We start from the raw sequence: 18,787 nt of genomic DNA on the forward strand, positions 1-18,787 counted from the left end.
CGCAGAAAAACAAAAACCGGGGCACAGGGCCCCGGCTTCCATCCACCCAACGCTTAAACGCGTTCGAAGACGGTCGAGATGCCCTGGCCAAGGCCGATGCACATGGTGGACACACCGAAGGTGCCGCCATTCTGCTTCATGACGTTGAGCAGGGTCCCGGAGATACGTGCACCGGAGCAACCGAACGGGTGACCCAGGGCGATCGCGCCGCCGTGCAGGTTAACCTTCTCGTTCATCTTGTCGAGCACTTTCAGATCTTTCAGCACTGGCAGGGCCTGTGCGGCGAAAGCTTCGTTGAGCTCGAAGAAGTCGATGTCGTTGATGCCCAGGCCTGCGCGCTTCAGGGCTTTCTGCGTGGCCGGTACTGGACCATAGCCCATGATCGCCGGATCCACACCCGCCACGGCCATGGAACGGATCACCGCCATCGGCTGAATACCCAGATCCTGAGCCCGCTGGACCGACATCACGATCATGCACGAGGCACCGTCGGTGATCTGCGACGAAGTACCGGCAGTCACGGTACCGCCCTTGGGGTTGAACGCTGGCTTCAAGGCCGCCAGGCTTTCCAGGGTGGTTTCGGGACGAATGGTTTCGTCGTAGTCGAACAGTTTCAGGAAACCGTTCTCGTCATAGCCCTGCATCGGGATGATTTCGTCCTTGAACTTGCCTTCCACGGTCGCCTTGTGGGCGAGCTGGTGGGAACGCAAGCCAAAGGCGTCCTGCTGTTCGCGGGTAATGCCATGCATCTTGCCCAGCATTTCGGCAGTCAGGCCCATCATGCCCGAGGCTTTCGCCGCGTACAGGGACATGTGCGGGTTCGGATCGACACCGTGCATCATGCTCACGTGGCCCATGTGCTCGACGCCGCCCACGACGAATACGTCACCGTTGCCGGTCATGATCGCCTGCGCTGCAGTGTGCAGCGCACTCATGGACGAACCGCACAGACGGCTGACGGTCTGGCCAGCCGAAGTATGGGGGATCTGGGTCATCAGCGACGCCATGCGCGCGATGTTCCAGCCTTGCTCCAGGGTCTGGTTGACGCAACCCCAGATCACGTCCTCGACTTCCGCCGGGTCGACCTTGGTGTTGCGCTCCAGCAGTTTGCTGATCAGGTGCGCCGACATGTCTTCGGCGCGGGTGTTGCGGTGCATGCCGCCCTTGGAGCGGCCCATCGGAGTACGACCGAAGTCGACAATCACGACGTCTCTAGGATTCAAGCTCATATGTTCACTCTCGCTCTAGTGTGGGCGCTTAACCGAAGAAGCTCTGGCCGTTCTTGGCCATTTCACGCAGCTTCGCGGTCGGGTGGTACAGCGCGCCCAGATCGGCGTACTGGTCGGCCAGGGCAACGAACTGGGCAACACCGATGGAATCGATGTAGCGCAGCGCACCGCCACGGAATGGAGGGAAACCAATGCCGTAGACCAGGCCCATGTCCGCTTCGGCAGCGGTTTCGACGATGCCGTCTTCCAGGCAACGAACGGTTTCCAGGCACAGCGGGATCATCATCCAGTTGATGATGTCTTCGTCGGTGACTTCACGCTGCTCGTAGACAATCGGCTTGAGCACTTCCAGTACCGATGGATCGGCGACCTTCTTCTGCTTGCCCTTCTTGTCGGTTTCGTAGGCGTAGAAACCCTTGCCGTTCTTCTGTCCCAGGCGCTTGGCCTCATAAAGCACGTCCACGGCCGAGCGGCGGTCGTCCTTCATGCGATCCGGGAAACCTTCAGCCATGACGTCGCGACCGTGGTGGCCGGTGTCGATGCCAACCACGTCCATCAGGTACGCCGGGCCCATTGGCCAGCCGAATTTTTCCATGATCTTGTCGATGCGTACGAAATCCACACCGGCGCTGACCAGCTTGGCGAAGCCGCCGAAATACGGGAACAGCACGCGGTTGACCAAAAAGCCCGGGCAGTCGTTGACCACGATCGGGTTCTTGCCCATTTTCTTGGCGTAGGCAACGGTGGTGGCAACGGCCAGCTCGCTGGACTTCTCGCCACGGATCACTTCCACCAGCGGCATCATGTGCACCGGGTTGAAGAAGTGCATGCCGACGAAGTTTTCCGGACGCTTGAGGGCCTTGGCCAGCAGGCTGATGGAAATGGTCGAGGTGTTGGACGCCAGGATGGTGTCTTCCTTGACCTGAGCTTCCACTTCGGCCAGCACGATCTGCTTGACCTTGGGGTTCTCGACCACGGCTTCGACCACCAGGTCGACGTTGCCGAAATCGCCGTAGGACAGGGTCGGACGAATGCCGTTGAGCACTTCAGCCATCTTCGCGGCGGTCATGCGACCCTTGTCAACGCGGCCCACCAGCAGTTTCGCGGCTTCCGCCAGACCCTGCTCGATACCGTGCTCGTTGATGTCCTTCATCAGGATCGGCGTGCCTTTGGACGCCGACTGGTAGGCGATGCCGCCCCCCATGATGCCGGCGCCGAGTACGGCGGCCTGCTTCACGTCCTTGGCGATTTCGTCGTAGGCCTTGGCCTTTCTCTTCAATTCCTGGTCGTTGAGGAACAGACCGATCAGGCTTTGTGCGGCCGAAGTCTTGGCCAGTTTGACGAAACCGGCTGCTTCCACTTCCAGGGCTTTGTCGCGACCGAAGTTGGCCGCTTTCTGGATGGTCTTGATCGCTTCGACCGGTGCCGGGTAGTTCGGGCCGGCCTGGCCAGCCACGAAGCCCTTGGCGGTTTCGAACGCCATCATCTGCTCAATGGCGTTGAGCTTGAGTTTTTCCAGCTTCGGCTGACGCTTGGCCTTGTAGTCGAACTCGCCGGAAATGGCGCGCTTGACCAGGGCCAGAGCGGCATCCTTGAGTTTCTCGGGCGCAACCACAGCATCCACGGCACCGACTTTCAGCGCGTCTTCGGCACGGTTTTCCTTGCCGGCGGCGATCCACTCGATGGCGTTGTCGGCACCGATCAGGCGCGGCAGGCGCACAGTACCGCCGAAGCCCGGGTAGATGCCCAGCTTGACTTCCGGCAGACCGATCTTGGCGCTGGCGGCCATGACGCGGTAATCCGCTGCCAGGCACATTTCCAGGCCGCCCCCCAGGGCGATGCCATTGATCGCGGCAACGGTCGGCACATTGAGGTCTTCGAAATCGCTGAAGATCTTGTTGGCTTCGAGGTTGCCAGCCACCAGCTCGGCATCCGGCAGCTTGAAGTTATCGACAAACTCGGTGATGTCGGCGCCGACGATGAACACGTCCTTGCCACTGCTGACGATCACGCCCTTGATCGAAGCATCTGCCTTGATGGTGTCAACAGCCTGACGCAGTTCGTTCAGGGTTAGACGGTTGAACTTGTTGACGGACTCACCCTTGAGGTCGAAATTCAATTCGACGATGCCACTTTCAAGAGCCTTAACCGTGATGGCTTTACCTTCGTAAATCATCAACTGATCTCCACGATATGGAAGCTGAACAGTACACGTCGGACGCTGACTTCTGGCTTGGCACTAACGTCACCGTCGATGCTAACGCCATTCCGCCAGGCACACCCGCCAACGCGATAGTCGGGATTCTGTACAGAGCCGCCTGCGATGCAAACGCTCATTTCATACGCCCGTTTGATTTGGGTACGCCACATTCAGGGAAAATCCGCCAATTGTCAATCGTACAAAACACTGTTTGAAACGCGACTTTGCGGTCACTTCATCGCTCCCCGGACCTTCAACACGGCCCCGCATTCAAGGCCATTCATAGGATCAATATTTAGAAAAATCGCCCTAAATCCCCCGACCTCAAGGAGCAAGTACGACTAAGCTGGGGATATATCTGAAGAAATGACCAGAAAACATTTATCGAATAAAGCCACTGCCCAGATAGCAAAAAGCCACCCGAAGGTGGCTCCAACTCGATTACCGGCCTGCCTGGCCATCCTGCCCGATGTTGAGTCGGGCTTTTTATTGCCCAGCGCCCAGCCCCACCCTGCCCCGGACGCGCTCCTCGAAGGCCTCAGGCCAAGGCCTTGAGCACCGAGGCGATGTTCTCCAGGACACTGACCTCGCCACGCTCGTTCCAGTACAGGGCAATCAGCTGCTTGTCCGCTTCAACCTTGAACACCCCGGACGGCAACGTCTGCAGGTGCTGGAGCAACAGCTCGTCAACACAAGGCTCACGCCATTGATTGACCCAGCAACCGGGAGCTGTCTGCCAGTAACTCCAGCAAGCCGATTGCGCGCTACGCCGCGGGCGGTGGTACTGCGGGCACGGATTGGGGGGCTCCTGCCCCAACCAATGCGGCCACTCCTGAGGCGCCAGCTGCATGGCCAGGCCCATGCGCCGCGCCTCCATGCGCAGGGCGATCAGGCCGCTCTGGCGGCGCGAGGGACGCAACCACGCCAGCGGACTCAGGACCACCGCAAGGATTGACACCACTATCCAGACCGTCATATCAGTACTCTCGATTTTTTGATGAGCGGGGCCTGGGTAAAACCAACCCGCTTGAAAGCAGCCATACTTGAAGCTATTGCAATCCTCAGGAGGAGCGCCTCATGTCCTACCACCATATTCTGGTCGCCGTAGATCTAACCGAAGAGTGCGATCCTGTTATCCACCGCGCTCGCGAGCTGTCGGTGAGCAATGGGGCCAAGCTGTCCCTGGTGCATATCGTCGAACCCATGGCCATGGCCTTCGGCGGCGATGTCCCCATGGACCTTTCGCAACTGCAGCAGCAACAGTTCGACCAGGCTCGGGAGCGCCTGGATCGACTGATCCACAAGTACCCGGAGCTGACCAAGGAATACAGCCACCTGACCTACGGACAGCCGCGCCAGGAGATTCACCACCTGGCCAAGGAGCAGGAATGCGACCTGATCGTGGTCGGCAGCCATGGCCGCCACGGCCTGGCGCTGTTACTGGGCTCCACCGCCAATGACGTTCTCCACGGCGCGCCTTGTGACGTGCTGGCGGTGCACCTGGTCAAGCGCTGAATACCGCCACCGGCACGCCAGTGGCCTCGACAAAAAGCCCGACTCTGAAGTCGGGCTTTTTTTATTGCTCAGCGGTCATTCAGGCATCCAGCTCGGCCCAGCGCTCGACCATCTGCTCCAATTCGGCATTCAACTGCTCCAGCCGGGCGATGACCGCAGCGGTTTCCGCCACCGGGCGCTGATAGAAACCGGCATCGGCCATTTCCGCCTCGACCCCGGCAATCTGCTGCTCCATCGCTTCGATCTGCCCCGGCAACGCCTCAAGCTCACGTTGCAGTTTGTAGCTGAGCTTCTTCTTCGCCGCCGGAGCCTCTTGTGCGGGGGCCGGCGCCGCTGCTTGCACCGGCGCCACCACGGCGGAATTCAGCTCGGCCTTGCCGGACTTGTTCTCGGTCACGCCCAACAACCGCGGCGAACCGCCCTGACGCAGCCAATCCTGATAACCGCCAACGTATTCGCGAACCTTGCCCTCGCCTTCAAAGACCAGGGTGCTGGTCACCACATTGTCGAGGAACGCCCGGTCGTGGCTGACCATCAGTACCGTGCCCTGGAAAGTCAGCAGCACTTCCTCCAAAAGCTCGAGGGTTTCCACATCCAGGTCGTTGGTCGGCTCGTCGAGCACCAGCAGGTTGGCCGGCTTGCTGAACAACTTGGCCAGCAACAGACGGGCACGCTCACCGCCGGACAGCGCCTTGACTGGCGTACGGGCACGTTGCGGGCTGAACAGGAAATCACCCAGGTAGCTGAGCACGTGACGGCTCTGGCCATCGATCTCGATGAAGTCGCGACCTTCGGCGACGTTGTCGATCACGGTCTTTTCCAGGTCCAACTGGTGGCGCAACTGGTCGAAGTAGGCCACGTCGATCCGTGTACCCTCTTCCACCTTGCCGCTGCTGGGAACCAGGCCACCGAGCATCAGCTTGAGCAAGGTAGTCTTGCCGGTGCCGTTGGCGCCCAGAAGGCCGATACGGTCGCCGCGCTGCAGGACCATGGAGAAGTCCTTGACCAGGAACGGACCATCCGGGTGAGCGAAGCTGACGTTCTCCAGCACCATCACCTGCTTGCCGGACTTGTCTGCGGTCTCCAACTGAATATTGGCCTTGCCGGTACGCTCGCGGCGCTCACTGCGCTCCACGCGCAGCGCCTTGAGCGCACGCACGCGGCCTTCGTTACGGGTACGCCGGGCCTTGATGCCCTGGCGAATCCACACTTCTTCCTGGGCCAGGCGCTTGTCGAACAGCGCGTTGGCGGTTTCTTCCGCCGCCAGCATGGCTTCCTTGTGCACCAGGAAGCTGGCGTAGTCGCCGTTCCAGTCGATCAGGCCACCGCGATCCAGTTCGAGAATGCGAGTGGCCAGGTTCTGCAGGAAGGAACGGTCGTGGGTAATAAAGAGGACCGCGCCCTGGAAATCCTTCAGCGCCTCTTCCAGCCAGGCAATGGCGCCGATGTCCAGGTGGTTGGTCGGCTCGTCGAGCAACAGCAGGTCCGGTTCGGACACCAGGGCCTGGGCCAGCAGCACGCGACGACGCCAGCCGCCGGACAACTCGGCGAGGGTCTTGTCGGCGGGCAGTTGCAGACGGCTCAGGGTGCTGTCCACCAGTTGCTGCAGGCGCCAGCCGTCACGGGCTTCGAGGTCGTGCTGGACGTGCATCAGTTTTTCCAGATCGGCGTCGGTGACGATGTTCTGGCTCAGGTGGTGGTACTGGGCCAGCAGCTCGCCGACACCGTCCAGGCCCTGAGCAACCACGTCGAACACGGTCCGCTCGTCGGCCACCGGCAATTCCTGGGGCAACTCGCCGATCTTCAGACCGGGTGCGCGCCATACGGAGCCGTCGTCGGGCTTCTGATCGCCCTTGACCAGCTTCATCATGCTGGATTTGCCAGTACCGTTACGGCCGATGATGCACACCCGCTCACCACGGGCGATCTGCCAGGACACCTTGTCCAACAACGGCATGGCGCCGAAAGCAAGGGACACATCGCTGAATTTGAGCAGGGTCATGTTCTTCTCCAAAAACCGGGCGCGCATTCTACCTGACTTGAGCCCGCAGAAGGCCGGCTATTTCGCCGTCGGCCACCCCTGAGGCACTTTTGTTGCCAACTGATGCCAAGGGTTCGGCAAAGCTTTCACCGGTTGCTGGCAAAAGGCTAAGCTAGTGAGCAATCAGTGTTGGCCTTGTCGGCACTTGTCATGATTTCTCTGCCCGGATGTCTCATGCGCAGTCGCCTTTTCAGTGTTTTATCTTGCCTGCTTCTCACCGCCGCAGCCGTCCAATCCGCCCAGGCGGCAGACCTGACTCTACAACGCCAGTATTACGATGAAGCCAAGCGCGCCCTGGCCAAGGGTGATTCCGGCCCCTACTTCCGTTACGCCGATGCGCTGCGTGACTACCCGCTGGAACCCTACCTGGCCTATGACGAGCTGACTGCCCGGCTGAAATCCGCCAGCAACGCCGAGATCGAGAAATTCCTCGCCGAACATGGCGATCTGCCCCAGGCCAACTGGATGAAACTGCGCTGGTTGCGCTGGCTGGCCGAACGCGGCGATTGGGCGACCTTCACCAAGTACTACGACCCGAAACTCAATTTCACCGAGCTGGATTGCCTCAACGGCCAGTACCAGCTGGGACACAATCTCAAGGCCGAAGGCTACGCTGCCACCGAAAAGCTCTGGCTGACCGGCAAATCCCAACCGGCCACCTGTGACGCCTTGTTCGCGCAATGGGCCGCCGAAGGCCAACTGACCGAACAGAAACGCTGGCAACGGGCCAAACTGGCGGCCGAAGCCCGCAACTATCCTCTGGCCAACAGCCTGGTGAAGAGCATGACCAGCCTGGCGCCTCAAGGTCGCCTGCTGGTCGATGTGGCGCAAAAACCCGAACTGCTGAGCCAGCCCTCGCGCTTCCAGCCGGCCGATGAGGCCATGTCCGATGTGGTCGGCCTCGGCCTGCGCCGACTGGCACGCCAGGACCCTGACAAGGCCATGGCCCTGCTGGACGGCTATGCCAGCAGCATGCACTTCTCCCGCGACGAAAAAGTGGCGATTGCCCGCGAAATCGGCCTGACCCTGGCCCGGCGCTTCGACAGCCGCGCCCTGGACGTGATGACCAAGTACGACCCGGAGCTGCGCGACAACACCGTGTCCGAATGGCGCCTGCGCCTGCTGTTGCGCCTGGCACGCTGGGAGGATGCCTATCAGTTGACCCGCAAGCTGCCTCAGGACCTGGCCAGCACCAACCGCTGGCGCTACTGGCAGGCTCGCAGCCTGGAGCTGGCCCAGCCGCAAAACCCTCAGGCCCAGGCGCTGTTCAAGGGGTTGGCCCGGGAGCGGGACTTCTATGGCTTCCTCGCCGCCGATCACGCCAAGGCCCCCTATCAGCTGAACAACCAACCGCTGATGCTGAGCCAGGCGGTCATCAACAAAGTCCGTAATACCCCGGGCGTGCGTCGCGCCCTGGAGTTTCATGCCCGAGGCCAGATCGTCGACGGGCGCCGCGAGTGGTACCACGTCAGCCGACACTTCAACCGCGACGAAATGGTGGCCCAGGCCAGGCTGGCCTACGACCTGAAGTGGTACTTCCCGGCCATCCGCACCATCAGCCAGGCTCAATACTGGGATGACCTGGACATCCGTTTCCCAATGGCTCACCGCGACACCCTGGTGCGCGAAGCCAAGGTCCGCGGCCTGCATTCCAGCTGGGTGTTCGCCATCACCCGCCAGGAAAGCGCCTTCATGGACGACGCCCGCTCCCACGTCGGCGCCAGCGGCCTGATGCAACTGATGCCCGGCACCGCCAAGGAAACCGCGCGCAAGTTCAGCATCCCCCTGGCCTCGCCCCAGCAAGTGCTGGACCCGGACAAGAACATCCAGCTGGGCGCCGCCTACCTGAGCCAGGTGCACAGCCAGTTCAACGGCAACCGGGTGCTGGCCTCCGCGGCCTACAACGCGGGTCCCGGGCGGGTGCGCCAATGGCTCAAGGGCGCCGATCACCTGAGTTTCGATGTGTGGGTGGAAAGCATCCCCTTCGACGAAACCCGCCAGTACGTACAGAACGTGCTGTCGTACTCGGTGATCTATGGGCAGAAGCTCAATTCACCGCAGCCGCTGGTGGACTGGCACGAGCGCTACTTCGACGACCAGTGACCCCGCCCCTCCACAAGCCCGCAACGATGCGGGCTTTTTATTGGGCCAGCTCCTGGCTCGCCCGCGAAGAAACCGTCGAACTGGGCGCCAGCCTGTTGGACGCTTTCGCCGGCAAGCCGGCTCCTACACCGCTGCCTGAGGGCCGTCGCTGAATTGCAGGGCCGCCAGGCGCGCATAGAGCGGACTGTTGGCGATCAGTTGCTGATGAGTACCCACCGCCACCAGCTTGCCCTGATCCATGACCGCAATGCGGTCGGCATTCTTCACCGTGGCCAGGCGATGGGCGATCACCAAGGTGGTGCGGTCCTTCATCAGGCTGGGCAAAGCCTGCTGAATCAGATGCTCGCTCTGCGCGTCCAGGGCGCTGGTGGCTTCATCCAGCAACAGGATCGGTGCGTCCACCAACAATGCCCGGGCGATTGCCAGGCGTTGCCGCTGGCCGCCGGAGAGCCCCAAGCCGCCATCTCCCAGATGGGTCCGGTAGCCATCGGGCATCTGCTCGATGAACTCGTGGGCATAGGCGATCTTCGCCGCGTCCTGAACCTCGGCCAGGGTCGCGTCAGGCTTGCCGTAGCGGATGTTCTCTTCGATGCTGCCGTAGAACAGCGCCGGGTTCTGCGACACCAGGGCAAAGCAGCGGCGCAGATCCTGCGGGTCGAGCTGGGCCAGGGGGACGCCGTCCAGCAGGATCCGTCCCCGCTGTGGATCGTAGAAACGCAGCAACAGGTCATAGAGAGTGGATTTGCCCGCGCCCGAAGGCCCCACCAGCGCCAGGGTTTCCCCGGCCCGCACCGTCAGAGTCAAACCGTCGACGGCATAGCGATCCGGTCGCGACGGGTAGGCGAACCCCAGGTCCTCCAGTTGCAGCTCACCACGCACCCGCGCCGGCAGGCTCACCAGCCCGCTGTCGGGCGGTTGGATGCGGCTGTCCGCCCGCAGCAATTCGGCAATGCGTTCCGCCGCCCCCGCGGCCCGCTGCAACTCGCCAATCACTTCACTCAAGGTGCCGAAGGCACTGCCGACGATCAGGCTGTAGAAGACGAACGCTGCCAGCTCACCGCCGGAAATGCGCCCGGCAATGACATCCATGCCGCCGACCCAGAGCATCACACCCACCGCTCCCAGGACCAGGACGATCACCAGGGTAATCAGCCAGGCACGCTGGACGATGCGCTTGCGCGCCGTATCGAAGGCTTCCTCCACTGTCACGGCGAAACGCTGCTCGTCCTGGGCCTGGTGGTTATAGGCCTGGACCGTCTTGATCTGGCCGAGGGTTTCCGAGACGTAGCTGCCAACATCGGCGATCCGGTCCTGGCTCAGGCGCGACAGGCTGCGGACCCGGCGACCGAAAATCAGAATCGGCGCCAGCACCAGCGGCAAGGCCACCACCACGATACTGGTGAGCTTGGGGTTGGTGACAAACAGCAAGACAATGCCCCCCAGCACCATCAGCGCATTGCGCAGGAACAACGACAGCGAGGAGCCGATCACCGACTGCAGCAAGGTGGTGTCCGCCGTCAGCCGCGACTGGATCTCCGAACTGCGGTTGTTCTCGTAAAAGCCGGGGTGCAGGTAGATCAGGTGATTGAACACCTGGCGCCTGATGTCCGCCACACAGCGCTCGCCAATCCACGACACCAGGTAGAAACGCACAAAGGTGCCCACCGCCAGGGCCAGGACCAGCAGCAGGAACAAGCCAATGGACTGATTGAGCAAATGCGGCGACTGGGTCATGAAGCCCTGGTCCACCAACAGCCGAATGCCCTGCCCCATGGACAAGGTGATGCCGGCAGTGACAATCAACGCCAGCAAGGCGCCCAGCGCCTGCCAACGGTAAGGAGCAATGAAGCGGCTGGCCAGATGCAGCGCCCGGCGGTGACGAGAAGAGAGCATGCAGTTCATCCATTGACGCGCCGGCGACTGATCCGCTGCAGCGGCGGCAACGAGATGAATTCGCAGGAACTTTGCTAAATCACAATGAGTCAGGTTGATTATGACCGCTGACACTAGAGCCTAGAGATTATCGGTCTAATCTGTGGCTGGCACTCCCTGGACATTTCTGGTGGAGTGAAGTGGCCGGGCCAGTCCTGGTGGCGGTCTGTAACAGCTTGGTCACCCGGCCATTCTAAAGTAAGCACACAACCTGATGAGGAGACAGGCCATGTCCTTGCAACACAGCAGCAATGACAAGATTCAAGTGATCCGTACCCAGCCGAACCAGTCTCTAGGGTGTGCCATCATCGACGCTCAGGGTCGCGAAGTACCTATTACTGAAGACATGATCCAGAACGCCTGCCGCGAACTGGAAAAGCGACTGGTCAAGCCTGCTCGGCAAGATTGACACACAGCCTCACGTCCTCTTGACCCGGCCTTATGGCCGGGTTTTTTATGCCCGCGCCCTGGGCTGCGAACGGGTTCAGACCTGGCTGGCGCCCAGGGCCCTGACGATCCGGCTCAGCACCGGCGACTCCCCTTGAATCCGCACTTGCAGGCCGTCAACTTCGCGGCGCTCCGGGTAATGCTTGCGCAAGCCATCGAAGGCACTGCGTTGCCGGGCGACATCGTCCACCAGGCTGCGGCGCAAATCCGCATCATCACGGCGCGGGTCGTACACCGCCCGACAGATCATCGCCAAGGCCCAGGCCGGGTCGGCATTGGCATTGAGGCTCACCTGCGGCACCCAGGGCGCCGGCAGCAAGCTGGCCAGGCTGACCTGTTCGGCCTGACCGAGGAAGCGGCAATAAGCCTGGTAGATCTGTGCCGTGCCACGCTGCTTGCCGTCCAGGCTGTAACCGGCGATATGGGGCGTGGCCAGCACGCACAGGTCCGCCAGTTCGCGGTCCACGGTCGGCTCCTCTTCCCAGACATCCAGCACCGCCTGCAAATCCTCACGCTCAAGCAGGACTTCACGCAGCGCCCGGTTATCCACCACCGGACCGCGGGCGGCATTGATCAGCCAGGTGCCCTGCTTGAGCCGGTCCAGGCGCTGCCGGTCCAGCAGGTGCCAGGTGGCATGCTCGCCGTGGCGGGTCAGCGGGGTATGCAGGCTGATGACGTCACAACGCTCGATCAACTGCTCCAGGCTGACATAGTCGCCGCCTTCTGCCGCCTGGCGTTGCGGATCACAGACCAGCACCTGCCAACCCAGGCCGCGCAGGACCTTGATCAGGCGCCCGCCAACTTCACCGGCCCCCACCACGCCATAACAGCGTTGCGCCAGGTCCGCCCCTTCGATCTCGGCCAGGGTCAACAGGCTGCCCAGCACATAGTCCACCACGCCCCGGGCATTGCAGCCCGGGGCACTGGACCAACTGATCCCGGCTTGCTGGAAGTAGTCCAGGTCCAGGTGATCGGTGCCAATGGTGCAGGTGCCGACAAAACGTACCGGACTGCCATCCAGCAGTTGACGATCGACCTGGGTCACCGAGCGCACCAGCAGCACATCGGCCTGCTCCACGGCCGCCCGATCGATGGCGCGCCCGGGGAAGCGCCGAATCTCGCCAAAGCCGGCAAAGAACTCGTCAATCAGGGGAATATTTTCGTCGGCAACAATCAACATGGCAGGCTCCTCGTGCGGAGCCGCAGTGTAGGCGCAGATGCCAGGGCGAGCCAGCACCGCTTGAAGTCCAGCGCCCGTTTGCAGCGCAGGCGCCCTTACAAATCCACAACACTGGATTTTTTCCTGACCACCATGTCAACGAGTAGACTGTCGCGTCCTGCGCAACACACCTATGGACGCTCCGCCCCGTGAATTCCGTGACCGACACCCCTTCCAACACCGCCATCAGCCGCCCTGCCCGGGTCGGCCGTGAACTGCGGGACCTGCTGCAACTGGCCCTGCCCATCATGATTGCCCAGGTGGCCACCACTGCCATGGGCTTTGTCGACGCGGTGATGGCCGGCCGGGTCAGCTCGCGGGACCTGGCGGCCGTGGCCCTGGGCAACTCGATCTGGATTCCAGTGTTCCTGCTGATGACCGGCACCCTGCTGGCCACCACGCCCAAGGTGGCCCAGCGCTTTGGCGCCGGCAAGCTGCACGAGATCGGCCCGGTGGTACGCCAGGCCCTGTGGCTGGCCGTGGTGGCCGGGATCTCGGCGACCCTGATGCTGGTCAGCGCCGAACCGATCCTGCACCTGATGAACGTCGATCCCGAACTGATCAAGCCCTGCATGGGCTATCTGCACGGCATCGCCAGCGGCCTGCCGGCGGTGGCGCTGTACTACGTGCTGCGCTGCCTGAGCGACGGCCTGGGGCGCACGGTACCGAGCATGGTCATCGGCCTGTGTGGCCTGGCCCTGAACATCCCCATCAACTACATCTTCATCTATGGCCACTTCGGCGTGCCGGCCATGGGTGGCGTGGGCTGTGGCTGGGCCACGGCCATCGTCATGTGGGCCATGATGCTGGGCATGGCCGGCTGGATTGGCTGGGCGCAGGCCTATCGCAAGATCCAGCTGTTCAGCCAGTTCGATTGGCCGCAAGGGGCAGTGATCGGTCGCCTGCTCAGCGTCGGCCTGCCCATCGGTATCGCGGTATTCGCCGAGTCGAGCATCTTCGCGGTGATCGCCCTGTTGATCGGCAGCCTGGGAGCCACGGTGGTGGCCGGACACCAGATCGCCCTCAACGTCAGCGCCCTGATGTTCATGATCCCCTACTCCCTGGCCATGGCCGTGACCGTGCGGGTCGGCCAGTCCCTGGGACGCCAGCAGCCGCGTGACGCACGCTTCAGCGCCGGGGTCGGCATGGGGGCGGCCCTGGCTTATGCCTGCCTGTCGGCGAGCCTGATGTTTCTGCTGCGCGAACCCATCGCCTCGATCTACACCAACGACCCGCTGGTGATCCAGGTCGCCTCGATGCTCATCGTCTACTCGGCACTGTTCCAGTTCTCCGACGGCATCCAGGTCACCGCCGCCGGCGCACTGCGGGGCTATCAGGACACCCGGGTGACCATGATCCTGACCCTGTTCGCTTATTGGGGGATTGGCTTGCCGGTCGGCTACGCCCTGGGCCTGACCGACTGGTTCGGCCCGGCGCGTGGACCGAGCGGCTTGTGGGAAGGCTTGATTGCCGGCTTGACCTGCGCCGCGCTGATGCTGCTGATCCGCCTGACCCGCAGCGCGCGCAAGCAGATCCGCATCAGCCGTTCGGCCGGTTAGTCGAGCTTCTTGCGAATCCAGTAGAGATAGGTCCCGGCCTCTTCCTGCTGCGCCACCAGTTCGTGATCGAGAAACACACAGAACTTGGGAATGTCACGGCGGGTGGAGGGGTCGGTGGCGATCACTTTCAACAGCCCGCCTGCCGGCAGGTCACGGATGTGCTGGTGCAGCATCATCACCGGCTCGGGGCAATTGAGGCCGGTGGCGTCAAGGGTGCCGTCGACCGGCGTATCGATGATTTGACTCATGGTTCACTCCTGAAACAGGCGGGCATTGTCGCGCAATGGCGCCATAGGGTCATCTGTTGCCGTCGTTCCACGGCCCCGGTCCTGCCGTAGGAACTGGCTTGCCAGCGAAGGCATCCTCACGCCTTGCACAGCTGTGGGCCTTTTTCGCCGGCAAGCCGGCTCCTACCAGGAAGCGGGCGGTGTTGCGGGTACTACGCCGACTTGGGCTTTTTCACATCCAGGCGCCGCAGGTGGCAGGTCACTTCCTCGCGGTCGTGATACAGCTGCTTGCAGCCAATGGCCACGCGAATCCCCCGGGCCTTGAAGCCTTCTTCGATCCGTTCCAGCAGACGCTTCACTTCGGCGTAACGCTGCTTCATCGGCAGCTTCAGGTTGACCACTGCTTCGCGGCAATGGCCCTCCCCGATCCAGGTTTCCAGCAGCGCCGCGTTGCGCGCCGGCTTCTCGACGATGTCGCAGACCATCCAGTCCACCGGCTGCCGTGGCTTGAAGGTAAAGCCGTCCGCCATCAAGTGCTGCACTAGGCCGGTATCCATCAGGCTTTCGGCCATCGGACCATTGTCGACGGCAGTCACCAGCATGCCGCGATTGACCAGTTGCCAGGTCCAGCCTCCCGGCGCCGCCCCCAGGTCAACCCCGGTCATGTCGCTGTGCAGGCGCTCGTCCCATTGATAACGGGGGATGAAGTGATGCCAGGCCTCTTCCAGCTTCAGGGTCGAGCGGCTCGGCGCTTCCCGGGGGAATTTCAGCCGCGGTATGCCCATCGGCCACATGGCCGAGTTACCGGCATCCGCCAGGCCGACAAAGACCTCGCGACCGCTCTTGAAGGTGAGCAACAAGCGTGGCTTGGCGGCATCCTCCACCAGCTTGCCGGCGGCGCTCAGGGCCTTGCGCAGCGGTCCTTCGAACTTCTTGCAGAAGTTAGACAGCTCCTTGCCGTCATTGGTATCCACCACTTCCAGCCACAGGCTGCCACACTGGGGAAAAGCGGCCAGATAGGCCAGGATCACGCTGATGCGGTCGGTTTCCGGCAACTCGATGAAGCCGCCACGGGCCCACTGCCGGGGAAAGATCAGTTCCGAGAAGCGCAACCCCTGCATCAGGCGCTGGGCGCCGTCGTCCTCGGTGCAGATGAACTCGGCGCAGGCGCTGCTGGGTTTGGCCTTGGCGTAGCCGGCGACATTCAAGCGAGCAGCGTGATCGGCGATCTCGGAGCAGACCTCGCCCTCGAAACCGGGCCGGCAGTGGATAAACAGGGTGTTCATTGAATCTCCTGGGCAAATGGCGACGAATCGATGCGCAAACCTGCCCTGTAGCAAAGCCTGTCACGAAAACCGGCGCATCATAACCGAGTTCGGAACCTTGGACTTGCGCCAGCAGTCCAGTGATTAGCCATAAGCCCCAAACAGAGCTAGGTTAACTCTCTGTCCGTATCACAGGCCCGTAGCCGTGCGGGCCACAAGGAGTCATTCAATGCCATCCCTCGATAGCCTGAAAACCCTTAAGACCCTGAAGGTCGATGACAAGACCTATCACTATTTCAGCCTGCCGGACGCCGCCAAAAGCCTGGGCGATATCGATGCCCTGCCCATGTCGCTGAAAGTCCTGCTGGAAAACCTGCTGCGCTGGGAAGACGACAAGACCGTCACCGGCGCCGACCTCAAGGCCCTCGCCGCCTGGCTGAAGGAGCGCCGCTCCGACCGCGAGATCCAATACCGCCCGGCCCGGGTGCTGATGCAGGACTTCACCGGCGTGCCGGCGGTGGTCGACCTGGCCGCCATGCGTGCCGCCATGGCCAAGGCCGGCGGCGACCCGCAGCGGATCAATCCGCTGTCGCCGGTGGACCTGGTGATCGACCACTCGGTGATGGTGGACAAGTTCGCCAGCAGCAGCGCCTTCGAACAGAACGTCGACATCGAGATGCAGCGCAACGGCGAACGCTACGCCTTCCTGCGCTGGGGCCAGAGCGCCTTCGACAACTTCAGCGTGGTGCCGCCGGGCACCGGCATCTGCCATCAGGTCAACCTGGAATACCTGGGGCGCACGGTCTGGACCAAGGACGAGGACGGCCGCACCTACGCCTTCCCCGATACCCTGGTGGGCACCGACTCGCACACCACCATGATCAATGGCCTCGGGGTGCTGGGCTGGGGCGTGGGCGGCATCGAGGCAGAAGCGGCGATGCTCGGCCAGCCGGTGTCGATGCTGATTCCGGAAGTCATCGGCTTCAAGCTCACCGGCAAGCTCAAGGAAGGCATCACCGCCACCGACCTGGTGCTGACGGTGACCCAGATGCTGCGCAAGAAGGGCGTGGTGGGCAAATTCGTCGAGTTCTATGGCGATGGCCTGGCCGACCTGCCCCTGGCGGACCGCGCCACCATCGCCAACATGGCACCGGAATACGGCGCCACCTGCGGTTTCTTCCCGGTGGACGACATCACCCTGGATTACCTGCGCCTGTCCGGGCGCCCTGCCGAGCTGGTGAAGCTGGTGGAGGCCTACAGCAAGGCCCAGGGCCTGTGGCGCCTGCCGGGCAAGGAGCCGGTATTCACCGACAGCCTGGCCCTGGACATGGGCAGCGTCGAAGCCAGCCTCGCCGGACCGAAACGGCCGCAGGACAGGGTGGCACTGCCCAACGTGGCCCAGGCTTTCAGCGACTTCCTCGACCTGCAGTTCAAACCCACCAGCAAGGAAGAAGGCCGCCTGGAAAGCGAGGGCGGCGGCGGTGTCGCAGTGGGCAACGCCGATCTGGTGGGCGAAGCCGATTACCTGGATGCAGGCCAGACCTATCGCCTGAAAAACGGCGCGGTGGTGATCGCCGCCATCACCTCCTGCACCAACACCTCCAACCCCAGCGTGATGATGGCCGCCGGACTGGTGGCAAAGAAAGCCGTGGAAAAGGGCCTGCAACGCAAGCCCTGGGTCAAGAGCTCCCTGGCTCCTGGCTCCAAGGTGGTGACCGACTACTACAAGGCCGCGGGCCTGACGCAATACCTGGACCAGTTGGGCTTCGACCTGGTGGGTTATGGCTGCACCACCTGCATCGGCAACTCCGGACCGCTGCAGGAGCCGATCGAAAAAGCCATTCAGCAGGCCGATCTCACCGTGGCTTCGGTGCTGTCGGGCAACCGCAACTTCGAGGGCCGGGTCCATCCTCTGGTCAAAACCAACTGGCTGGCCTCGCCGCCGCTGGTGGTGGCCTATGCCCTGGCCGGTACGGTGCGCATCGACCTCAGCAGCGAGCCCCTGGGGCACGGCAAGGACGGCCAGCCGGTATACCTGCGGGACATCTGGCCCAGCAGCCGGGAAATCGCCGACGCCGTGGCCCAGGTCAACACCCGGATGTTCCACAAGGAATACGCCGAAGTGTTTGCCGGTGATGCGCAGTGGCAAGCCATCGAAGTGCCGCAAGCGGCCACCTATGTCTGGCAGGACGACTCGACCTATATCCAGCACCCGCCATTCTTCGATGACATTGCCGGCCCGCTGCCGCAGATCACCGATGTCAGCGGCGCCCGGGTCCTGGCCCTGCTGGGGGACTCGGTGACCACCGACCACATCTCCCCCGCCGGCAATATCAAGGCCGACAGCCCGGCTGGCCGCTACCTGCGGGACAAGGGCGTGGAACCGCGGGACTTCAACTCCTACGGCTCACGGCGTGGCAACCACCAGGTGATGATGCGCGGCACCTTCGCCAACATCCGCATCCGCAACGAAATGCTCGGCGGCGAGGAAGGTGGCAACACCTTGTACATCCCCACCGGCGAGAAGCTGGCGATCTATGACGCAGCCATGCGCTACCAGGCCGACGGCACGCCGCTGGTAGTGATCGCCGGCCAGGAGTACGGCACCGGCTCCAGCCGCGACTGGGCGGCCAAGGGCACCAACCTGCTGGGGGTCAAGGCGGTGATCGCCGAAAGTTTCGAACGGATTCACCGCTCCAACCTGGTGGGCATGGGGGTCTTGCCCTTGCAGTTCAAGCTGGATCAGAACCGCAAGAGCCTGAAGCTCACCGGCAAGGAAACCCTGGACATCCTCGGTCTGAGCGATGTGGAACTGACACCGCGGATGAACCTGCCCCTGGTCATCACCCGTGAAGATGGCAGCCAGGAGAAAATCGAGGTGCTGTGCCGCATCGATACCTTGAATGAAGTGGAGTACTTCAAGTCCGGAGGGATCCTGCACTACGTGTTGCGGCAATTGATTGCATCCTGATCCGCCACGAAAACAGACACCGCCTACGGGCGGTGTTTTTCGTCGGGCTGTCGAACAAAACGCAGCTGGTTATACTTGC

At 62.5% G+C, this 18,787-nt stretch carries 13 protein-coding genes; 5 read left to right on the top strand and 8 right to left on the bottom strand.

Features of this window, described 5'->3' with window-relative positions; all coding sequences use genetic code 11:
- Positions 1–53 precede the first annotated feature (53 nt).
- The 3 genes from fadA to L1O02_RS21060 all read right to left on the bottom strand — a co-directional run bounded on the left by fadA (position 54) and on the right by L1O02_RS21060 (position 4,405).
- Positions 54–1,229 carry an acetyl-CoA C-acyltransferase FadA gene (gene fadA, locus L1O02_RS21050; RefSeq protein WP_108544857.1) on the bottom strand — a complete coding sequence of 392 codons (1,176 nt, stop codon included), beginning with the start codon at positions 1,227–1,229 and terminating at the stop codon, positions 54–56.
- A 28-nt stretch (positions 1,230–1,257) separates the two neighbouring features.
- A complete protein-coding gene (fadB, locus tag L1O02_RS21055; protein ID WP_060838350.1) occupies positions 1,258–3,405 on the bottom strand; it encodes a fatty acid oxidation complex subunit alpha FadB in 2,148 nt (715 codons plus the stop codon).
- Positions 3,406–3,967: 562 nt separating this feature from the next.
- Complete coding sequence (locus tag L1O02_RS21060; RefSeq protein WP_108544856.1) at positions 3,968–4,405, bottom strand: hypothetical protein; 438 nt, start codon at positions 4,403–4,405, stop codon at positions 3,968–3,970.
- Positions 4,406–4,506: 101 nt separating this feature from the next.
- Between L1O02_RS21060 and L1O02_RS21065 the strand changes: the two genes are divergently transcribed.
- Positions 4,507–4,944: a universal stress protein gene (locus tag L1O02_RS21065; protein WP_016964862.1), complete on the top strand. Its 438-nt coding sequence runs from the start codon at positions 4,507–4,509 to the stop codon at positions 4,942–4,944.
- Between the two features lie 79 nt (positions 4,945–5,023).
- Here L1O02_RS21065 and L1O02_RS21070 read toward each other — a convergent pair whose 3' ends face one another.
- A complete protein-coding gene (locus tag L1O02_RS21070) occupies positions 5,024–6,946 on the bottom strand; it encodes an ATP-binding cassette domain-containing protein (protein ID WP_060838348.1) in 1,923 nt (640 codons plus the stop codon).
- Positions 6,947–7,159: 213 nt separating this feature from the next.
- Here L1O02_RS21070 and L1O02_RS21075 point away from each other — a divergent pair, with 213 nt between their 5' ends.
- Positions 7,160–9,088: a transglycosylase SLT domain-containing protein gene (locus tag L1O02_RS21075; protein WP_108544855.1), complete on the top strand. Its 1,929-nt coding sequence runs from the start codon at positions 7,160–7,162 to the stop codon at positions 9,086–9,088.
- Between the two features lie 123 nt (positions 9,089–9,211).
- Here L1O02_RS21075 and L1O02_RS21080 read toward each other — a convergent pair whose 3' ends face one another.
- Positions 9,212–10,990 (bottom strand): ABC transporter transmembrane domain-containing protein, encoded by a 1,779-nt coding sequence (locus L1O02_RS21080; RefSeq protein WP_181321580.1) that lies wholly within the window; start codon positions 10,988–10,990, stop codon positions 9,212–9,214.
- A 259-nt stretch (positions 10,991–11,249) separates the two neighbouring features.
- Here L1O02_RS21080 and L1O02_RS21085 point away from each other — a divergent pair, with 259 nt between their 5' ends.
- On the top strand, positions 11,250–11,429 hold the full coding sequence (locus L1O02_RS21085; RefSeq protein WP_011060254.1) for a PA1571 family protein: 180 nt from the start codon (positions 11,250–11,252) through the stop codon (positions 11,427–11,429).
- Between the two features lie 75 nt (positions 11,430–11,504).
- Here L1O02_RS21085 and pdxB read toward each other — a convergent pair whose 3' ends face one another.
- Positions 11,505–12,647 (bottom strand): 4-phosphoerythronate dehydrogenase PdxB, encoded by a 1,143-nt coding sequence (gene pdxB, locus L1O02_RS21090; RefSeq protein WP_108544853.1) that lies wholly within the window; start codon positions 12,645–12,647, stop codon positions 11,505–11,507.
- A gap of 188 nt (positions 12,648–12,835) precedes the next feature.
- Here pdxB and L1O02_RS21095 point away from each other — a divergent pair, with 188 nt between their 5' ends.
- Positions 12,836–14,245: an MATE family efflux transporter gene (locus L1O02_RS21095; RefSeq protein WP_060842974.1), complete on the top strand. Its 1,410-nt coding sequence runs from the start codon at positions 12,836–12,838 to the stop codon at positions 14,243–14,245.
- Here the strand turns inward: L1O02_RS21095 and tusA are convergent.
- Positions 14,242–14,493 (bottom strand): sulfurtransferase TusA, encoded by a 252-nt coding sequence (tusA, locus tag L1O02_RS21100; RefSeq protein ID WP_047302965.1) that lies wholly within the window; start codon positions 14,491–14,493, stop codon positions 14,242–14,244. The genes L1O02_RS21095 and tusA overlap by 4 nt on opposite strands.
- 191 nt (positions 14,494–14,684) lie before the next feature.
- Positions 14,685–15,758: a 23S rRNA (cytidine(2498)-2'-O)-methyltransferase RlmM gene (gene rlmM / locus L1O02_RS21105; RefSeq protein WP_108544852.1), complete on the bottom strand. Its 1,074-nt coding sequence runs from the start codon at positions 15,756–15,758 to the stop codon at positions 14,685–14,687.
- A 208-nt stretch (positions 15,759–15,966) separates the two neighbouring features.
- Between rlmM and acnA the strand changes: the two genes are divergently transcribed.
- Positions 15,967–18,708, top strand: coding sequence for an aconitate hydratase AcnA (acnA, locus tag L1O02_RS21110; protein ID WP_060842973.1), 2,742 nt, complete (start codon positions 15,967–15,969; stop codon positions 18,706–18,708).
- Positions 18,709–18,787 lie beyond the last annotated feature (79 nt).

This window comes from Pseudomonas sp. BC42 (assembly GCF_021560055.1).
Lineage (GTDB): Bacteria > Pseudomonadota > Gammaproteobacteria > Pseudomonadales > Pseudomonadaceae > Aquipseudomonas.

What these genes read in the sequence shown, in the direction of transcription:
- fadA (WP_108544857.1), bottom strand. Translation starts at nt 1,229, where the DNA reads ATGAGCTTGAATCCTAGAGACGTCGTGATTGTCGACTTCGGTCGTACT.
- fadB (WP_060838350.1), bottom strand. Translation starts at nt 3,405, where the DNA reads ATGATTTACGAAGGTAAAGCCATCACGGTTAAGGCTCTTGAAAGTGGC.
- L1O02_RS21060 (WP_108544856.1), bottom strand. Translation starts at nt 4,405, where the DNA reads ATGACGGTCTGGATAGTGGTGTCAATCCTTGCGGTGGTCCTGAGTCCG.
- L1O02_RS21065 (WP_016964862.1), top strand. Translation starts at nt 4,507, where the DNA reads ATGTCCTACCACCATATTCTGGTCGCCGTAGATCTAACCGAAGAGTGC.
- L1O02_RS21070 (WP_060838348.1), bottom strand. Translation starts at nt 6,946, where the DNA reads ATGACCCTGCTCAAATTCAGCGATGTGTCCCTTGCTTTCGGCGCCATG.
- L1O02_RS21075 (WP_108544855.1), top strand. Translation starts at nt 7,160, where the DNA reads ATGCGCAGTCGCCTTTTCAGTGTTTTATCTTGCCTGCTTCTCACCGCC.
- L1O02_RS21080 (WP_181321580.1), bottom strand. Translation starts at nt 10,990, where the DNA reads ATGAACTGCATGCTCTCTTCTCGTCACCGCCGGGCGCTGCATCTGGCC.
- L1O02_RS21085 (WP_011060254.1), top strand. Translation starts at nt 11,250, where the DNA reads ATGTCCTTGCAACACAGCAGCAATGACAAGATTCAAGTGATCCGTACC.
- pdxB (WP_108544853.1), bottom strand. Translation starts at nt 12,647, where the DNA reads ATGTTGATTGTTGCCGACGAAAATATTCCCCTGATTGACGAGTTCTTT.
- tusA (WP_047302965.1), bottom strand. Translation starts at nt 14,493, where the DNA reads ATGAGTCAAATCATCGATACGCCGGTCGACGGCACCCTTGACGCCACC.
- rlmM (WP_108544852.1), bottom strand. Translation starts at nt 15,758, where the DNA reads ATGAACACCCTGTTTATCCACTGCCGGCCCGGTTTCGAGGGCGAGGTC.
- acnA (WP_060842973.1), top strand. Translation starts at nt 15,967, where the DNA reads ATGCCATCCCTCGATAGCCTGAAAACCCTTAAGACCCTGAAGGTCGAT.